This is a genomic window from Priestia sp. GS2 (assembly GCF_036409025.1).
GTDB lineage: Bacteria > Bacillota > Bacilli > Bacillales > Bacillaceae_H > Priestia > Priestia aryabhattai_A.
Genome location: NZ_JAZGJX010000001.1, coordinates 2,203,080 through 2,223,106, shown reverse-complemented (window position 1 = coordinate 2,223,106; position 20,027 = coordinate 2,203,080). Strand labels below are relative to the sequence as shown.

The 20,027-nt window shown below is 31.4% G+C and carries 11 protein-coding genes and 1 pseudogene; 6 read left to right on the top strand and 6 right to left on the bottom strand.

Annotation, left to right across the window (positions count from 1 at the left end; translation table 11 throughout):
* The first annotated feature begins 8 nt into the window (after positions 1-8).
* The 3 genes from V2145_RS11520 to V2145_RS11510 are packed head-to-tail and all read left to right on the top strand — an operon-like array spanning position 9 to position 5,222.
* Positions 9-1,739, top strand: a complete 1,731-nt coding sequence (locus V2145_RS11520; RefSeq protein ID WP_330987734.1) for a dsDNA nuclease domain-containing protein — start codon at positions 9-11, stop codon at positions 1,737-1,739.
* A complete protein-coding gene (locus tag V2145_RS11515) occupies positions 1,729-2,304 on the top strand; it encodes an ABC-three component system middle component 1 (RefSeq protein WP_330987733.1) in 576 nt (191 codons plus the stop codon). Before V2145_RS11520 ends, V2145_RS11515 begins: the two co-directional genes overlap by 11 nt.
* A gap of 2 nt (positions 2,305-2,306) precedes the next feature.
* Complete coding sequence (locus V2145_RS11510; RefSeq protein WP_330987732.1) at positions 2,307-5,222, top strand: SMC family ATPase; 2,916 nt, start codon at positions 2,307-2,309, stop codon at positions 5,220-5,222.
* A 248-nt stretch (positions 5,223-5,470) separates the two neighbouring features.
* Here the strand turns inward: V2145_RS11510 and V2145_RS11505 are convergent, their stop codons facing one another.
* Complete coding sequence (locus V2145_RS11505) at positions 5,471-5,701, bottom strand: helix-turn-helix domain-containing protein (protein WP_330987731.1); 231 nt, start codon at positions 5,699-5,701, stop codon at positions 5,471-5,473.
* Positions 5,702-5,823: 122 nt separating this feature from the next.
* On the opposite strand from V2145_RS11505, the gene V2145_RS11500 reads away from it, so the two are divergent.
* A complete protein-coding gene (locus V2145_RS11500; RefSeq protein WP_330987730.1) occupies positions 5,824-7,122 on the top strand; it encodes a GIY-YIG nuclease family protein in 1,299 nt (432 codons plus the stop codon).
* Between the two features lie 116 nt (positions 7,123-7,238).
* Positions 7,239-9,395 (top strand): type IA DNA topoisomerase, encoded by a 2,157-nt coding sequence (locus tag V2145_RS11495; protein ID WP_330987729.1) that lies wholly within the window; start codon positions 7,239-7,241, stop codon positions 9,393-9,395.
* Positions 9,396-9,487: 92 nt separating this feature from the next.
* Here the strand turns inward: V2145_RS11495 and V2145_RS11490 are convergent, their stop codons facing one another.
* Genes V2145_RS11490 through V2145_RS11475 form a run of 4 tightly spaced genes read right to left on the bottom strand, consistent with a single transcriptional unit; the run spans position 9,488 to position 16,567 of the window.
* Entirely contained in the window at positions 9,488-10,186 is a 699-nt protein-coding gene (locus V2145_RS11490) for a hypothetical protein (RefSeq protein WP_330987728.1), read from the bottom strand.
* Positions 10,179-11,828, bottom strand: coding sequence for a hypothetical protein (locus tag V2145_RS11485; RefSeq protein WP_061786386.1), 1,650 nt, complete (start codon positions 11,826-11,828; stop codon positions 10,179-10,181). Before V2145_RS11485 ends, V2145_RS11490 begins: the two co-directional genes overlap by 8 nt.
* A 19-nt stretch (positions 11,829-11,847) precedes the next feature.
* Positions 11,848-15,342: a helix-turn-helix domain-containing protein gene (locus V2145_RS11480; protein ID WP_330987727.1), complete on the bottom strand. Its 3,495-nt coding sequence runs from the start codon at positions 15,340-15,342 to the stop codon at positions 11,848-11,850.
* A gap of 4 nt (positions 15,343-15,346) precedes the next feature.
* Positions 15,347-16,567, bottom strand: a complete 1,221-nt coding sequence (locus V2145_RS11475; protein WP_076513887.1) for a hypothetical protein — start codon at positions 16,565-16,567, stop codon at positions 15,347-15,349.
* Positions 16,568-16,771: 204 nt separating this feature from the next.
* On the opposite strand from V2145_RS11475, the pseudogene V2145_RS11470 reads away from it, so the two are divergent.
* A pseudogene (locus V2145_RS11470) lies at positions 16,772-18,619 on the top strand (DNA topoisomerase 3); the annotation flags it as partial.
* Positions 18,620-18,705: 86 nt separating this feature from the next.
* Here the strand turns inward: V2145_RS11470 and V2145_RS11465 are convergent.
* Positions 18,706-19,875 (bottom strand): macrolide family glycosyltransferase, encoded by a 1,170-nt coding sequence (locus V2145_RS11465; RefSeq protein ID WP_330987726.1) that lies wholly within the window; start codon positions 19,873-19,875, stop codon positions 18,706-18,708.
* Positions 19,876-20,027: the final 152 nt, after the last annotated feature.

Here is a 20,027-nt window from a genome sequence, read left to right as displayed (position 1 = left end):
AGAATTCCATGTTAGAAACATTAGACATAAAGAGGAAAAAAATTGTAAGTACCTTAGAAGATTATATGGCAGACTTGGAAGAACAAGAAAAACAAGAGATTATACTACATAAAGAGCAAATAATAACTAGTCTTATGTCTGGGGAATTCAGGGACTTAGGCGGATTAACAGCTATGAGAGGATTTGTCTATCAATATTATGTATCGATGTACTATATAGTGTCTATGATATATCAAAAGCAGGATAATTGGTGGAATTCAGTAGTGTTAGAATATTTCGATGATATTACTTTGATTGGTGAAAATAAAATTCGATTTGTACAAGTAAAAACAGTAAAAGAAGGGGGAACTAAATCTCATGCCGCCAATGATTTTGTCAAAAGGAAACCATTGAAAGACCCCGATAATCCTAAGATACATTTTAATAGTTGGGTTGAAAAGAATGTATTAAACTATGACTATTTCTTAGAATCTAATTTAATTAAGGAAGTTGATAAAAGTACTTACAACCCTCAATTTGAAATAGTGACTAATACTAAACAGAGTAGTTTGTCTAATTTGATAAATTATACAGGGAATATTTATTTTGAAATTAAAGATGCTATAAATTCTGAAGATAGATTAAAAGCAGCTATTTTAAAGCCGATTGAAAATTTAGGTTTTGAGTTTGGGGATACTTCACTTAAAGAAATTGACTACTATTTAAAAAGGCTTTATATCAATAAATTTGGTTCAACAAGAGAGCTTTATGAAAACATTATAGACATGATTGAAGAAACAATTTCTATTACTGATATTAGAGCCAAATCTATAGCAGAATATGTATTTCAAAAAATGTTTGCTTTTGTTATATCCAATAGTCATGAAGATAATGAAGATCGTATAAAAAAGGATGAATTAATAATAACTAAATTACAGATTGAATATTTAATAGCAGGATGGGTTACTGAAGCTAAAGAATTAATAAGTGAACGTTCTTATTACGATAGTGCCTGGGCAATCTTTAACAGGGCTATAGTGGATTTAGAGTCAGAGTTCAAGGAACAATTTGCTAATGAAAAATTAAAAGTCGAATTACTTAAAGAATTGCAATGGATTAATGAACATATAACAGAGAGTAATAGAGGAAATAGTACATATTGTGTATTAGTACTTAATAAGATATTTAATGGGAATAACAATCTGTCGATGTGGGATTTTGAACATGGTGATATTAAAAGCAATTTAAAAGAATCATTAAGGTTTATAATATATTTTCTTGTCTTTTATGAGGAACATTCTGAAGTTTACAATACTGCTAAATTGTTATTTCACGAGGGGCATTCAAGTGTGATAGAAAACATTCTTTTTACATTATATCATGCTCGAAATATTTCGAATAAAGTAACATCTATGGAAAAAATAAAATTCAGTCTAAATGAATGTTATATCTCGAGACATATTACTTTAGATTTATATTGTTTACTTATAGGAACAAAAAAAGATGTTATAAATCCGACAGCCTCAAGTATTTCAAGTATGTTTAAAGTTACAAGTGCAAATAGTAATATGCATAAAATTACAGATGTACCTGATAACATGCGTTTTGTTGATGTGGGTGAAGTAGAGGATTTATTTGAAAGCTTTAAGGAAGGTGGGATTGATTTAGATAGTTTTAAACACAATGAGCTACTGCCAAGATGGAAAGAATATTTGGATGGGATAGTAAATAATTTGAAGGAGAATTACATTGAAGGTTGAAATAGTAATTGATTTTTTACACTTAAAAAGGTTTGAGCAATATCAATTTGAATCAGAGCTTATGACTCAATTCGAAGAGCATAATATAAATATTTGGGCTAGCGATACGAGATTAATAATGTTAAAAGAATACAGAACACAAAATTCATTGATAGATTGGGAAATAAAAGATCAAGCATGTATTGCGAGTGTATTTTATCATATCCCTAAAAAATATCTAAATAATTTATACTTTTTTATGATTTTAAATTTTAATAATGATGAAATTGAATTAAGACTAAAAATAAATAAGATAGAAAAAAATGAGTTAGTTTGTAAAAAATACATTTTAAAAGATATAGATGAGTTAAATAGAATCCCATTTCTAATGGAAAAAGCTCCAGAAAGCGATACATTTGCCTTTGATCAAAAATTTAAAAAAAGAATTATGAAATTTAATGAACAGAATGATGGCGAAGGTGATCTGAGTTTAGAAAAAGTGATGGATGACTATTTTAATAATTATTTGAGTAATAAGCAGGCTAGTAAATTAAAAATAGATAGCTTATTACAAATAGGAGATTAAAAATGTTTATAGGGAAAATAATATTAAACAATTTCCGCATTTTTAGAGGAATACATGAGTTTGATTTTTCAAATAAAAAGGTAATCGTAGTAGAAGGACCGAATGGGCATGGAAAAAGTACTATTTTTGACGCGATTAATTGGGTTATTTCGGGAAGGATTTCTAGATATGTTGGTTCGTCTGAACATCAACAATTTAACTACATTATAAATAATGATGCTTATATAAGTAGCGTGACCGAGGCGTCGGTTGAAATATATTTTAATAGCGAGAAAGAGTTAACAATCAAAAGAATTGTTAAAAGGAATGGTTCCACTAAATTATTTATAAACGGTCAACAATTAGGGTTAAGAGAAGGACAAAAAAAAATAGTCCAATTGTTAGTTAATGAAAAAATAGTAAATGATCATAATCTACTTGATTCTATTGATTTGCTTTCTTTTATAGAATCAACCTTGATTTTATCACAGGAAAATCTAGAAGAATTTGTTAGAGGAAATAAACCGACTGAAAGATATTCTAAGTTAGAACAAATTTTAGGCTTATCAAGATATGGACAAGACTTTAAGGATTACTTACAGGAGTTAAAAAAAGAGTACTTGACGGAATGTAATCAAATTATTTCAAAACAAGAAGATTTAAAGCGCAAACGAGAGTTGTTAAATGCAGAGTACCAACCTAAACTGCAACAAAGTGAAAGAAATGGGATTAAACCAAAAGCGAAAATTTTAAATGAACTTAATTCATTTTGGGGGAACTTCCAGAACTACTCACTTAAATCATTTAATAGACCCAAAAATTTCTATGATATTACTATAAATGAATATGAGATTTTAAAAAAGTATATTGAATCTATAGAAGATGAATTAAAGAGGTTCGATTTTTTAAAATTTGAGATTGAACAAAAAGAAATTTATGTAGATAGTATAGAGTATAACGAAAAAATAATGAATTATAAAAACAATATATATGCAATAAAAATGAAAAAGTTAAAACGTGAAAAAGGTATAGAAAAAGCTGATTTAATAAGAGAAAAATTAAAGAGCATTTCTTTAACTAATAATTATTTAATTAATATTAAAATTGAAAAGGAAAATATAGAAGTAGACACTAGTAATATCATTAGAAAGTTGGAGATAGTCTCCAATAATGTAGGGGTAGATTATGTAAGTTTGTCTTATGAGAAAGTAACTGATTTTATTGAAGAATTTAGATTAAATAATAATGTTTTACAGAAATTATTAGAAAAAAATAGCGTTTTGGAACATGAGAACCAATTGGCTTTACTAACAAGTAAAGCAGAGATGTTAGTAACAGCATGCACCCATAAAAATAAGCTTGTGAAAGATTTGCAAAATAGAATTAAGAAAATTGATAAGCAAATTCTAGATTTAGATAATCAGAAAAAAAGTAATTTAGAGTCTCAAATAAATACGATTATACATGAGGTGCAAACTCATTTAATAAATAGTAATAAACAAAAATGTTTAGTGTGTGGTTCTACTTTTAGTAGTAATGAAGAATTAAAAAATACTATAAGTATGCAGTTAGAAAGTTCAAAAAGGTTAGTAAACGGAATAGAAATAGCTTTAAATGAATACAAGGTTCAGAAAAATAAGTTGAATGTGGAGCAAAACTTAGCAGAACAAGAATTAAAAGTTTCTCAGCAGGAGCTAGAAAAATTAAAGGAAGAAATAATAGAATTGAAAAATAAAATTGTAGTTATGCGTCTTAATAATACAATTAATATAGAAGATATCGGGGAAATTCAAAAAGAAATAAAAAAAGGACAAAATTATAAACAGAACAATGAAAATAAGTATAAGGGCTTTATCGAAATTAAAAAAGGATTAGATTTAAGGAATGATTTGAAGCTGAAAATTGAGAAGATTTCTGAAGAAGAGAAAGAAAGCCTTACAAAACATACAAGCCGCAGATATTTGATTGGGGACCAAAGAAAACTACAATTAAAACTAAATAATATAGAAAGATATATTAATATCGCTAGAGTAAAAATTCAAGAGTACGATAAACAAATGTTAGAATTGAATCAGATTATTCAAGGTTTGAAGAGAAAGCTGGAGCAACTAGTCCAAATTAAAAGTGAATTAAAAAAGATGATTAGTTGTGAATTAATACTAAATAGTAGCGAGATATTAGATTTTATTTTAAAAAATATTAGTTTGTTAGAAAATGAAAGATTAAAATCTAGAAATCTTATAGTAACAATAGAAAAATATATGGATGACATTAACTTAAGAGATATGGAATTAAAAATTAAAGATTACGATCAAGATAATTTAGTTTTACTAAAACAAATTGATCAATATGGCAAAATAGATGAAAAATTGAAAAGTTTATTTACTTTTCATACTCAAGTACAAAGTTCTTTAGTGAATGAATATTTGAATGGTCTATCCTTGGCAATAAATAATTATTTTAGACAAATTTCGCCACATTCTTACTTTAACTATATTGATTTAATAACGAAAAAAAATGAATTATTTATACTTTTGAAAGATAATCAAAATGGGTCTATAGATATTGAAAGTGATATGGGATATTCAGTAAATGCTAGTCTTACTTTAAGCGCTGCACAATCAACTATATTAGCAATGAGTATATTCTTAGCTTTAAATAAATCTCAAAATTGGAGTGAATTAAATGTAATAGGAATTGATGATCCGTTTCAAAATCTAGATGATATTAATGCATACTCTTTCATAGACGTTCTGTCTAATTTAGTTTCAGTAGAGGATAGACAAATTCTGATTAGTACCCATGATTCGGACTTTGCTAAATTAACAGTCAAAAAAATGAATTTAAACTCAGAGGATTATGCATATATAAAAATACAGTCTTATACTAGAGATGCTATAGAGATTCAATCTGAGCATTATAGGTCCCTCGGGGAATAAATATATATAGTTTAATCAATCTTTTTTATAAACGGTAAATACTTATGAAATCTAAACACATGCATTTTGATCAATCTTTATTCAAAACGAAGATTTCCCCTATGATTATTATCAATGTTTGTAACACTGTTTTTATCAGACTTTATTTCAAACCAACATGTGAAAGACATAACATCAAATTCTTAAATATAAGAAGAAGCAGTTTACAATAACTGCTTCTTTTTTATTTTCTAGTATTGATTTAAGCTTTACTTTTGTTTTAATAAGTTTTCTACATCTTTTACAATTCTGTATGGTTTTACTTCTAATACTTTTGAAATAGAAAACAATGTATTAATAGTTGGCTTTCTTTTTCCTCTTTCTAAAAGGCTTATGAAAGTACGATCTAAATCTGCTCCAAAAGCTAGCTTTTCTTGACTAATGGAACGCTCTAGACGATATTTCTTTATTACTATCCCAAATGCTTGCTCAATATCCAAGAAACCACGCCCCTAAAAGTCTATAAGACTATTCTTAAAGAGCAATAAAGTTTGTTCTACAGACTATAGTCTACAAGCGTTTTTTTTTATAAAATATTTTTAAATAGAAGGAGGTTTGGATAGTGCACCTTTATAGAAAAATGAAAGAAACCATTAGCCATTTTCAGGAAAGGTACTTGAGTGAGAAAAAAGCAAAAGAGTTAATTGATAGCGAATTAAGTAACACTAAAAATAAACTTATGAGTATGGAGGAAGAGAATAGAAAGTTACAGGAATATATTGATGAGATAAATAGAAAGTACCAAAATATAAATAATAAGTTATGTATATATGAAACAGCAGAGAAAAAATCCGTTAAGGAAGTATACGAGCTTCAACAGCAAAATAATCGCTTACAGAATTTACAGCGCTCATACTTGGAAAGAATTAATAATCAATCCAAAGATTTATCAAGGTTAAAAGTTCTTGCTGAATATTATAGTTCAAGTAAACATGACTTTAAGTATGAGCATAGAAAATACCTACTAAATATTGTAGAAAAAGTTCTTTTGTTAATTAAAAAATTGCTTGTTATGGGGAAGCAAAAAGTGAGAAGAGTAAAAGTTATTTATGAAATTAAAGGGCAATTGGCTCAGTATGAGAGTTGTTTCTATAAAAACAATTTTAAGTTAGATCTGGATGCTAAGAGGATATTAGAAAAGATCAATGTTTACCTTGAAAAATGGGAAAACTTTTACGAAGGGTATAAATGGAACGCAAGGGCTGTAGAATCTAGAGATGTAAATTATATTGAAGATCTTCTTGAGGAATTGCATTATCTTAGTTTATATAAACGCTTTGAAAAGTATACTGAAAGAGTTGTAAGTGTTGAAATCCTTTATCAAGTTTTAAAAAATAAAAAGAAGATACAAAGAGATTATTCATTTAGAAGATTCCATAATGAAATGGAGTTAATGGCCAAACAAAAGTATATTAATTTTGAGAAGTTCATTATCAATAGAGTGTTTTTTGGCGAAATTTATACGATACTTAAGTCGTTTAATCAGATAGAATACAATTTTAAGTTACTCAAAACGCATGGTATGTATTATTTTCTATATGTATATGGAAGTTATGAAAATAACACTGTTAAAGTAGGAGTAACAAAACAGAATTTGGCAAATAGATATCTAAAAGCCCAAGAAAGTTACCATGAGCATTTCTCTAGAGGGAACCTTCAAGAGATAAAAGTAATAAGGAGTTTAAATGCTTTAAACTTAGAATCTTATCTTAAGAAAAAATTTACACAGCAACGTCATCCACTTTTTAATTCTACAGAATGGTTTCTACTTACAAAATCTGAATTGAAGTATTTCACGAATGATGAATATAAAAAAGATGCTGATTTTATGAAGATACTTAATTATAAATTAGATGTGTAACTACCTCACCTAGAGTACTTTTCTACCTATTTATATTGCTATATGCTTTTATATGATAAAATAATGAAACTGAGTAAGTTTATTTTGGAAATTTTAAACGTAAGGTGATTAATTAAATGAAGTTAATTATTGCAGAAAAACCATCTGTCTCAAAGAATATTGCAGATGCACTAAAAATAAAAGGCCGACAAGATGGCTACTTTGAGGGAAACGGCTATATTGTCACGTGGGCATTTGGGCATTTACTTCAGTTATATGATGCAAAAGATTATGATGATAAGATGTCTACATGGAAAATGGAAAACTTCCCATTTATTCCACAAGTCTTTAAGTATAAAGTTAAAAGCAATCCTCGTGATAGAGAAAAGCCTGATACAGGTGCTAAAAAACAGCTGAAAATTATTCAGAGCTTGATGAGAAGACCTGATGTTGATGGAATTATCTCGGCTTGTGACTATGACCGTGAAGGTCAAGTCATAGGTGATAGTATCATTTATAACCTCAAGACTGATAAAACTGTTTATAGACTTTTATTGAACGAATGGACACCGGCTGAGGTTATGAATGGCTTAGAAAATATTAAGTTGAATACAGAATTAAGACCTTTACAGGATGCTGGTGTTAGCCGTCAATGGGCTGATTGGGTTATTGGAATTAACTTAACCTCTGTTGCAACTCTGAAATACCAGAAAGGCAAAGGGAAAGCCTTGAACATTGGTCGAGTTTTATTACCAACTTTAAAAATTATTTATGATCGTGATAAAGAAATTGAGAATTTCATTCCAGAGAACTATTACAAACTTCAGGCAACTTTTAAAACGAAGGATGAACAAGAGTATGAAGGAACGTATATTGAAGGTAAAGAAGAGAAATTTAAAAGTAAAGAAACCTTAGAAGAGATTCAGCAAAAACTGATTGATAAATCAGGAATTGTAAGCGATAAGCAGGTGCAAAAAAAGAAGGAGTACCCGCCATTTTTATTCAATTTATCTAACTTACAAGGATATATTACGAATAAATATAAAGGTTGGACCTCTGATAAAGTGTTAAAAGTAGCGCAATCTCTGTACGAGAAAAAATTCATCACATATCCACGTACAGCCAGCGTAGCTCTGGAAGAAAGTTTAGTAGGTAAGACGGCAAAGGTTCTAGAAACGCTAACAGAAGATTTACCATACAAAGACGAAGTGAAGTTTGTTAAATCAAAAAGAATTTTTGATAACTCTAAAGTAGAGAGCCATAGTGCAATTGTGCCTACTTATTTAAAACCTAAAAAGCTATCAACTGATGAAGAACAAGTTTATCAAGCCATTAAAAATAGATTCATTATGCAATTTATGCCTGTAGCTGAGTATGAAGAAACAAGAATTGAAACGAAAATTACTGGTGCGGATTTAAAAGGGGTATTTATCTCTAAAGGAAAAGTTCAGCTCGTAGAAGGGTGGAAGAAAGTAGAGAAAGTTCAATCTAAGGATACGATTCTGCCTCTTGTACAAGTTAATGAGGACGTAGATTTAGTGAAGCATGAAATCACTACACACGTGACAAAGCCACCTAAGCAGCATACAGAAAGAACGTTGCTTCGAGTTATGGAGACATGTGGAAAGAACTACGATGGAGAAGGTACGGATGAAGAAAGCCTAAATGCGATTTTAAGTGGATTTAGTATCGGTACACCTGCAACAAGAGCTGAAACGATAAAAAAATTAAAAGATGTTGGTTATATAACAACGCAGAATAAGAATTTACTTTGTACGGAGCTTGGAAGAAAGTTGATAGAAACATTCCCTATAAAAGATTTATTTAATCTTGAGTTCACAGGTCGTCTTGAAAAATCATTGAATGATATTGAGAAAAGAAACTTTACAAAAGATGAGTTCTTACAGTTGATTTTTGATTTTACTACAAAGGCAGTAGAAGCAATCAAAAATGAGAAAGAAGTTACAATTAACGAAGTAGCTTCTCAGCGTAAATCGAACGAAATAATAGGCAAATGCCCAGTTTGTGGTCATACTGTAATTGAGGGGCAAAAAGGGTTTGGCTGTAGCAATTGGAAAAATGGCTGCAAGTTTGTTATTTGGAAAAATGATAAGTTCCTAGCCACAATGAAAAAGAAGCCTACTAAGACTATGGTAAAGGCATTATTGAAGAATGGTATTGCTCCTGTAAAAGGCTTAACGAGCAAAAAAGGGAATAAATTTGATGCGAACTTAAGGTATGAGAAGAATGCTGATAATGAGTATTTTAGTTGGAAGATGGAGTTTGATAAATAGTAATTTTTATAACATATATAGGGGAAGAGAATAAAGAAGAACGAAATAACAGTCTAAGCAGCCTAATTCTACGGGAATAGGCTGCTTATATTTTAAATATCAAACTTACTTATAAGACTTTTCATATTTTTTTCTTTTTTTGATTGGAGCTTCATTTCTTCTTTTTTTATAATATTTTTATCTGAAATGTTAGGAAAGTGAGAATATAAGTCTTTTAAATCTGCATTCTTTTCTGCATCTTTATTAAAATTAAGTAAATTGTCTTTGATGTTTAACTTATGGACTTCTGAACGATTTTCATCTTGTAAGTGAGGGAACATACTAGAAAGTGTAATTGTATTATAGAGCTGTTCGTAATGTTCAGCTTTCTTTTTTTGTTGAGTTATTTCAGATTTCAATTCTTTAATTTCCGTAAAAGCTTTTTTATATTGTTCTTCCTTTTCTCTATATTTTTTTAATTCATTGTAGAGCTCATAAATTAGAACTTCTACATTGAGTAATTCATTCTTTAAAAGACTCTTATTATTACCGTATTTCTTAAATATTAAATCAAAATTAGGTAATGTAACCTCATTGTCTTTGGTGGTACTTATATTCGATAGCACTGGTTGGTTTAATTCAGCAATAAAACACTTCATTCTACGACTCCAAGTATTTCTCCCCACGCCTGTTTCTTTTTGCAAAAACGAAGGGGTTAAAAGTCTACTTTGATTGTTATATTTCACTTCGATTGCTAATTCTTTTAGTTGCTCGTCTGTCCATTCTTGCGGTTTTCCGCGTTTATTATTCATCGCGTTTTTCACCAGAAAAGTTCACCTCCATAAGTTTAGCATCTATAGTTGCTTTCATATCCATATAACTTAATAAGTTTCTTGAAGTAGATTTTAATGAATCATTAGTTGTATTTCTTAAAAAATCTGCAATAGTGCTGGATAGGCCTTTCATTAATTCGATAGATTCTTTGATTCTCGTTTCCAATATCTCTGAAGTATTAGCTAACCATTCTATAGCTTCTTGATTTTCATCTACAGAAGGATTAAATCTATAATTAGGACAAAATTTACAATCTTCAATGCAAGTACCAGGAAAAACATCTTTTTGTTCTGTACAGTCTCCATATTGTACTCTACCTACGATATTTTTTATATTGTGATGTATTTTAGCCTTGCCTCTATCATATATGTATCTTCTCCACCCAATTATTCCATCACCTAGGTTATTTCTTATTTTGTTTTCTACCTTTTTTTGGGCTAAACGATATACATAAGATTGAGAAAAATGTTCTGCATGCGAAAAATAACTATGTTGACTTTTTAAATCTTCTTGTCCTGCCATCCTAGCAATAGAAAGCATGTTAAACCCTTGTAAACACATATTGATTATTGCGAAATGTCTTGTGTCTCCTGATCTTATTCGTTCAATGTTATATTGACCATAAATGTTTTCTACTACCTCTTCGTAAAATTTCTTCTTTAAATAATCAAAATCTCGTCTATTCATACGCTTATTTTTTTTCTTTGCCTTATTTTTATTAAACATTGTTAATAATTCAGAAGAAAAAAGGAAAGGACCATTTATTCCTAATAACTCAATTTTTTTGATAGATTCATATAAAAAACTATAGGTTTTCTTGTCAATCTCGATTAGATCATAATGTACAACAAAACCAGGAGAGTTTGATTTATTCTTTATCCTAGGCACTGAGATTTTGTAAGGAGATAACTGACTATCAGTAAATTTCAAACAATCAATTCTTAACAACAAAAACTCTGATGGTCTTATAGGCAATATATTAGTAAGTAACCACCATAACATAATTGGCAAAAACTTCATGGTATCGTCAGACGGATATTTTCTAAAATAATCGTTAACAATATCGTCAAAAATCATAATATCTTCAAATACAGGTAGTTCTCTAGAAGTAGATTTGTACGAAGGCATTTTGTGGCATATAGTTATAATCTCTTCGTAATTTTCTATCTTATAAAATGATAGAAAACTGGTAACAGCTGTAGCAGTGGAATATCCTCTATATGAGTATTTGTTAGTTTGAATCTCTAGTATAGCTTCAAAAGCTCTTGAATTTCCAAATCCATCTGTTTCGATAATTGTTTTTTTTAGTATTGCCAATTCGTTATATACAGTTAGGGGAGACCTACCAGAAATTAATCTAAGTATGATATAAGCTTTCAGCGCTGTGTTGAGCTTGGAATGTATTTCTACATCAAAAGTTAGAATAATAGGGTAATCTAATAATTCGTCTGGAACGTTCCAGTGTACATCCTCATATTGACCGAGAACAAAGCCTCCTTCTACTAATTGGTGAAACATTTGTTTATATTCATCTAACCTAAAGGTTTCCCATTCTACATTTTTTTTCTTCTCAATCGCTGTATTTTTATTACTGGAGCCTATTTTCATTCTTAATTCCATTACTTATTACTCCTTTAACTTATTCAATTGGAAGTTTATGTGCTAAGTTCTCAATCTTTGTCCAAGTTTCGTTTATTTGAATAAAACTACTTACCATCTCATCCCCGAAAGCAAGGCGTGCTTCTTTCCAAATAAGTAAAGCGTGTAATAGAAATTTAGTATCTTTTTTTATTAGCAACGGGTTTGATTGGGAGTCAATATTTTTAATTAATCTATCTAATTCCTCCTTAAGTTGAATCAGGAGGAGGTTTTGTGGGATTACATACTCACATGAATGGCAGCTAGCAAGCTTAGGATATTTACAATTAGGATAAATTAGACATTGAGCATGTTCACTCTTGGATGGAAAGTCTCCTTTAGCCAAATTTATAAGAATATCTTTGATATCATTATGTGAATAATTTAATAGCTGTGAAATAACTGAACGTCTTTTTTGATAAATGTCTCGTAAATAACTTTTCATACTAGTAGATTTGTTATTCAGAGGAACCAGGTGTTGATAGCTTTCTATAAACTTAGCCAAGTTTTCTAAGGAAAATGGAGCAACTTCTTGCCTTGCGCTTTCAATCAATTTAGTACGTTCTTCCAAATCATGATTTATCGCATTATATTGTGAAACGTATAAAATAATATAATTGTAGAGCCATCCAAAGTGTCCTCTTCTAAAAAGGTTATGTGAGACACGATTTATAGAGCCATCTTTGTTAGTGGTCTGTATATAAATTGCTGTTGTTTCGGCTTTTGTATGTGATCTAGCTGTTTGTGTGAGATGTAAAGACAATTCACTATCATATTTATCGTCTTCAGTTATTGAATAAAAAAGGTAAGTTGCTACAGATCTATTTAATTTTTGACTTCCAAACTGGAAATTTTCCTCACCTGTTAATTGATTAAAAAATTTTTTATGTCTGTCCTTGCCTTCGGTTCTTATAGAATTGTATGAACCTTGAAAAAAGGTACCTAACAGTGAATCAGCAGATTCATCCTTTCGATGCAATTCACTAATTATTAAAGAAGTGGCTAAAGCATGAACTAGGTCAGGTGCTACAACAAATGTTAAAAAACTTTTCGTTTTACTAGAGCGTTTGTTTTTGAAATGGATATATAATTGATTTATGATAGACTGACTCTGAAGATCAGATAGAGTGTTTGTTTTAAACCAATTAATGTTTTTAATATTTAATCCCTGTAAATGGATATTTGGAGTATTTAAAATTAAATCTTGCCCTCTAATAAAGTCGGTAAGTAGGAGGGTTACATACGCCCACATATTAGCGTAATATCTATCCTTTACTGCCATTGCAGTGTGAATTTCTATCTTCCGAACGTATTTATATAGCTTATGAAACAATGAGGGTGCATAAATGTCTTTGGAATCAGTTTTTTCTTTTCTCTCTTTTAACAGAACGATTTCTTCATCAGGAGTAATATCTTTAATGCTATGAGTGTATTTAAGAAATCTAATAAATATTTTTTTCTGTTCTTGAACAAGGGGAGAATTTGTATCTAAAAATGAATTTATTTCTTCAGGTGTTAATAGGTATAGTTCTTTCTTTATTTCCAGAATTATTTGTTGATAAAAGCGTTTAAATAAATTAATTCTATCTTTTATATAAGCTGGTGAACCCGAGATATTATTAGTTTGTATTAAACAATAATCAAGAAATAACTGTTTGGTTTCCACAAATATTGTGTTTTGGCTTTCTATAAAATCTTTTAATTCTTGAAATCCTACTTCTCCAGAATAAGCTATTTTCATTTTAGACTTCTTTTTTTGCTGTTCAAAGTCTTCTATATCTTTGAGAGGAATATGCCACCGCCCATTTATCTTAAGAGCATTAGGAAATTTCTTTTTTGTAATTAAAAGGGTTATTGCTCCTGGATTACAATACTTTAAACGTATATTTGCTTCTTTTGTGCTTAAATAGCCAGAGGGTACCTTTAAAGAGTTTTTATAATTCTCAATATTCTTAGACGGAATCCACCACTTACCAGACGTTTTAAAAGCATTAGGTAGGTGTTTTTCTTCAATCATTCTTCTTATTTTAGATTTTGTCTTATAGCCCAGTTCTTCTAGGGTTTGAGAAATATCTAGACAGTTCTTTTTTTCGGCTTTTCTAGGAGTATACCGTTCTTTCCTTATAGGCACATTCTTTTTTTTATTATCTAGGTATGAGGAAATATCCTTAGACGGAATCCACCACTTACCAGACGTTTTAAAAGCATTAGGTAACTTTTTTTTCTTAATAGCTAGTAGAACAGACGAATTTGTTTTAAATCCTAATTTCTTTGCGGATTCTTTTACATTAAAGCAATCAAATGGTCCAGGAGATTTTTTAAATGCTTCAATGTCGCTTCTAGGAATCCACCACTTTCTATGGATTTTAAAAGCATTTGGAAGCTTATTTTGTTTAATTAAACTCACTACATAGGAGCTAGTTTTACATCCAATTTCTTTTTTTGTGTCTTCCATATTTAAACAATCATTGGGTTTAAGCGAGAGTTCGTATTTTTTAATATCTTCAATAGGAATACGCCATTTGTTATTCACCATTAAAGCGTTCGGAAATCTCTTTTCTTTTTTTAGTAAATTTAAAACAGAAGTATTTGAATTGTACCCGAGTCTCTTTGCAACTTCTTTTATGCTGTAATATTTGTCAGAAAAGTACTTATCATCTGTCCTAAATGCTTCAATATCGTTGATGGGGATTTTCCAATGTCCTTTTATAATAAAAGCATTAGGGAATTTATTTTTTTTTAGATAATACATAATATTCCCTCTAGACTTATATCCTAATTCCTTTGCGGCTTCTGTAAGGCTCATAAAATTTTCTTTAGTGCCAATATTTTTTGAAGCTTTAAATGTTTTTATATCGCCTTGAGGAACCCACCATACATTGTTGACTTTGATAGCATTTGGCAGTTTCTTTTCTTGAATCAGTCTGAAAATTCCTGTGTATCCTAGTTCTTCAGCAGTTTCTCTGGTAGTAAGGTAACCTTCTGGACGAATAAAATCTTTAAAGGGTTCCAAGTCCTTAGGGGGAATACGCCATTTTCCTTTTAGTTTGAAAGCATTTGGAAAATGATTTTTGTGAATCATATCCGTAATGTATGCCGCAGATGTATTACCAACTTCTATAGCCACTTGCTTAACAGTCAAACACTGTAACTTCTTTTCATATAAAGATAAGTCATCTAAAGGAATACGCCATTTTCCATCAAACTTAAAGGCATTAGGAAAATCATCTATATTATTAAACAAACTATCCAGACTCTTATATCCCAGCCTTTCTGCAGCTTCCTTAGCACTTAAAAAGCTCTTATCATTTTTGGCTTTTTCATAAGTTTCAATATCTTCAATGGGAATCCACCATTTATTATTAGACTTAAAAGCATTAGGGAATTTTTTATCTTGAATCAACTTATGTATAGTACTAGTTGATCGTATTTTCAATCTTTGAGCAGTTTGTTTTACATCTAAACAACTATCTGCAACGTTAAACGAGTTTTCCAATTGGCTAATCTTCCTCCTTAATTAGTCTAGGTATATAATGTTGATGCATGTGAGACATTTTTTCTTCTATCTTTTTATGAATTCTTTCAGTGGAAACCATATATGTCAAAGAAGAGGTAATATCTGAATCACCTCGAAGGTGTGCTATTTCATAAGGGTTCTCCGCATCCTCAGCAATCATATTAGTGAAGGTTCCTCGTCCAATATGAGTTGACCACTTTTGGTATTTCAGGTGCTGGGCTAAAAGCTTTTGCTCGTTATCACCATGTTCTTCTAGAGTTTTAATAAAAGTGTCTTTTATTTTTTGAAAATACTGCCTGTAACTTCTTTGAGATAGCGCTTTTTTATCTCTGTTTACGAATAGTGCATCACTTTGGTCCAAAGGGATAAATAATCTTATGTGATCTTTAAATAGAATTTGTCCCCAATCACTTATTTGCATAACATGTTGAGTCCTTACTTTTTTCACTGAGGCATCTTCTTTTAAATCTGGGCGAAAGTTTTGCTTAGCTAATTTTAAAGTGAAATCTCCTGTTTGCATCCTCCTTGATACTTGTGTTCTTTTTAAATTTACAACCTCAGATATTCGGAGACCACCAAATATTTGAAAATATATTCCTAAAGCAATTGGCTTGGCTACTAATGTAGCTATTTCTAGAAAAAGAGGGATGTATTCATTGGGCAAAATATGTTCAATTTCTTTTGGCTTTTCATTTGGATATAAAGGGTGGAATGGTGATTCATAATAGGAAAAAAATTGTGCCTCTTTTTTCGTAAATAAGTCTTGTGAGATGTGATCTAAAACGTGGTGTTTTGTTAACCAATAATAAAATGATGTAAGAGTTCTTTCTGCACCTTTTACAGTTGTTCTGTTTACACCTTCTGAAGATAAACTATTAAGATACTGAGTACCATGAGAAAACTTTAAATCTCTTAATGTATTTACGTTTAAATTCTTTTTATTTAACAATAAATAATTTAGAAATTTAACAATGTTATTAGCATGCTTGCGTTGGGTATTAAATTCTCGACTCTTCCAATTGTCAAAGATGAATTGAGTAAGAGGATGAATAACATGAATATCTAAGTTGGTATCTTTAAGTATGATTGTTGCAAAATGTTTCTTTTGTACTCTACCGTCGTTGTAAAAAACGTAATCAATCCAGATAGGTAAGGTTCCAAATTTAATTGGTTTGTCATGCTCTAAATAGATTAAATTATCCATAAAAACCTCCACACCAATAATTTTGTACAATTCTGTACTATGCTTTCATAGGAGATAAACCTAAATGAATTTTAGCAATAGAAGCTATTATGTGCAATAATAAAATCTGAATATTTAGATTAAACTTATTCTTTTCCTTTCCCTCAACGTTTAGATTGAGTACAATTATGTACAATAATATTATGTGCATAATTATAGAGATAAGCTGAGCGTGAAGGGGAGGCAATCATTCGAATCATCCTAACGCTTTGTAAAAACAGCAAGCCGATGAAGCGCCTGTGGATTTCTTCGCTAACGCCAAAAGCAGTGGTAAACGGTTTTGAAAACCTGTTAGAAGAACAAGAAACAAGAGATATTTATTACGAAGCGTTAAGCCGAGCGTGTGCGGATTGGTTAATCGGAATGAACGCTTCTAGAGCATACACGCTCTTGCTTCAGAAAAAAGGAATTTCAGACGTTTTTTCGACAGGACGAGTGCAGACGCCCACGCTTGCTTTGATCGTTAAGCGCGAGCACGAAATTGAAAATTTTAAGTCTGAACCGTTTTGGGAAGTGCTGGCTACTTTTAATATGGACAACAAAATATATCACGGTAAGTGGCATAAAGACGGTGAGTCTCGCTTGACCGATGAGCAGATGGCCCATAAAATTATGCAGTTTTGTAAAGGGAAAAATGCGGTTATTGATTCCATTGAAAAGGAGCGCAAAGAGTTTCAAGCACCGTTTTTATTCAACCTTTCCTCATTACAAGCAACAGCTAATAAAATGTTCAAATACTCACCGCAAAAAACGCTTGAAATTGCGCAAAAGCTGTATGTGAAAGGGATTATCTCTTACCCAAGATCTGATTCTAGCTACGTGACAAAAGAAGAAGCGGGAATGTTCCCAGAGACGCTTGCAAAGATTAGTGAGCTTGGTGCATTTAAGGAATTTTTCCCTCTTCCTATTGAGTCCATTATGAATAATAAACGGTATGTAAACGAAAAGAAAGTCACGGATCACTATGCCATTATTCCGACAGAGCAGGTGACAGATCCAGCTAAAATGTCAGGGGAAGAAGCCAACATTTATACGCTCATTGTCAAAAGATTAATTGCGGCACATTATGAGCAAGCCATTTTCGACTATACGACCATTCATACGCTCGTCGAAGGACGGGCAACGTTTATTTCAAAAGGAAAAGAGCAAATCCAAGAAGGCTGGCGCAAAGTGGTTTATGGGAAGCAAAAAGAAAAAGACGCGGATGAGGATGAACAAGACCTGCCTTCACTAGAAGAAAAAGAAGAAGGAATTGTTCAGGATGTAAAGGTGAAAAACGGAAAAACACAGCCTCCAAAGCGCTATACGGAAGGTCAGCTTATTACGCTAATGAAAACAGCCGGAAAGCATTTAGATGACAATGAGCTTGTAAAAGTGTTAACAAAAACGCAGGGGCTAGGAACAGAAGCCACGCGTGCAGGAATCATTAGCGTCCTACGTGATCGCAAGTATATTGAAGTGAAGAAGAATCAGGTGTTTGCCACGAATAAAGGAAAAGTACTAATTCAATCAATCGGACCAAGTATCCTTGCATCACCTGAAATGACGGCTAAGTGGGAGCAGCGTCTTCATGAAATTGGTCAAGGAAAAGCATCTTCTCAAGAATTCATGGAACAAGTAAAGAAGCTTTCTCTTAAATTAATTGAGGATGCAAAGGAACAAAGCAACCAATGGTCGTTTGACGGCTTTGATCTCAGTGAGTTCAAGCAAACAAGAGGAAAAAAAGGTGGTAAAGGCAAAACGACTGGAACCAAAGTGGGAAGCTGTAAAAAATGCGATGGTGACATCGTTGACAAAGGAACGTTTTACGGCTGTTCCAATTATCAAAGTAATCAGTGCAGTTTTACATTTTCAAAAAAGATTCTTGGCAAAACAATTTCGCAGGCAAATGCGAAAAAGCTGTTAAAAGACGGACAAACGAACCTTATAAAAGGCTTTAAAAAAGGAGACAAAACCTTTGACGCGAAGCTTGAGCTCAAAGGAGATAAAACGCAGTTTTTGTTTGAAAACTAAATGATGAAAATTTGTTGTTTCTAAAGCTGAAGATTAAACAAAGAACGGAGCTGTCACCTAACAGCTCCGTTCTTTGTTTAATTTCTTTATAGCTTACGCGCAACAAATCGATCAATAATACGGACCGCTTCTTTAGCACCGCCGCACTCTTGAAAGCTTTGGTTAATAGACTGAATTCCTTTTGTATACTGTTCATTAGCAAGCACTTCGTTGACCGCTTTTTTGAGCGTATCTGAATTGACGTGCTCTTTTTGCAATCTGTATCCAGCATCAAGTTCGGTTAAGCGCTGGGCAACCATCGGCTGGTCTTTATCATGGGGGATAACCACCATTGGAACGTTAAAATGAATGGCTTCGTTTACGCTGTTCATGCCTCCGTGCGTAATAAATACATCTGTGTGCTCAAGGACCTTTAGCTGAGGCACGTAAGCAGAAATGATAAAGTTTTCAGGTGCTTCTTTAATTTGATTCATGTCAGCGCGTTCACCTGCAGCAATGACCACTTTACCATCGAAGTCTGCAAAGGCATCAATGCACATGTTGAAAAAAGCTTCAGTGTGATCAAGTACCGTGCCCATTGAGATAAACAGCACTTGTTCATTCTTTAGCAGATTGATAGGAAAGTTATCTTTATCAGCACGGTTAGGAAAAGTCGGACCAATGAAGACTTTTGATTCATCAAATTGCTCATTGTTAGGCTGGAAATATGAGCTGGTAAATACAAATGTTAAATTAGCAGTGTTGTTCATAAACTGCTGGATGTTTTCTGGCTCCACACCGTACTGCATCTTCATTTTTTCAAGAAGATTTAGCGCTTCTTCATTTGGTTGTAAGTGAGATAGAGGCATGTTTTTGTGAAATTCCTCTGGAAATAAAAAGGAGGCTGATGAGCACACGCCAGGAATTTGTAAGTAGTCTCTTACAAGCTGGCCAGCACCAAATTTTTCGTAAAATACAAAATCAAATGTAAATTCTTCACATAATTTCTTTGTCACTTCTAACGTATCCAGGGAATTTTGAATATTCATGTTTAAAAACGTATGTAACCCTTGTGTGGAATGCGTATCAATTTCCAGTTTGCTTAACAAATCAGGCTGAAGGTGTACGGTTGCTCCTGCGCCTTCTAAGCGCCCCCTGAATTTTTCAGCTGTAATATAGTGGACGCTGTCACCTCTTTCTGTAAAAGCTTTTACAATACCGATAGTAGGATTGACATGTCCTTCTGCAGGAAAATTAACCATTAAAATGTTTGCCACTTAAACCACGGCTCCTTATCTATATACTTAAAATCTGTTAGGTACTGATTTTAAGCAAATGTAGTAAGCTCCCCATTCATAAATAAATGGTAGGCAATGGAAACATTTTTATCATACTTTTTGAAAGGGCGCAATAAATATGGCTTCTATAA

Coding starts and splice junctions, on each gene's coding strand:
- V2145_RS11510 (WP_330987732.1), top strand. CDS start 2,307: ATGTTTATAGGGAAAATAATATTAAACAATTTCCGCATTTTTAGAGGA.
- V2145_RS11490 (WP_330987728.1), bottom strand. CDS start 10,186: ATGAATAATAAACGCGGAAAACCGCAAGAATGGACAGACGAGCAACTA.
- V2145_RS11520 (WP_330987734.1), top strand. CDS start 9: ATGTTAGAAACATTAGACATAAAGAGGAAAAAAATTGTAAGTACCTTA.
- V2145_RS11495 (WP_330987729.1), top strand. CDS start 7,239: ATGAAGTTAATTATTGCAGAAAAACCATCTGTCTCAAAGAATATTGCA.
- V2145_RS11485 (WP_061786386.1), bottom strand. CDS start 11,828: ATGGAATTAAGAATGAAAATAGGCTCCAGTAATAAAAATACAGCGATT.
- V2145_RS11475 (WP_076513887.1), bottom strand. CDS start 16,567: ATGGATAATTTAATCTATTTAGAGCATGACAAACCAATTAAATTTGGA.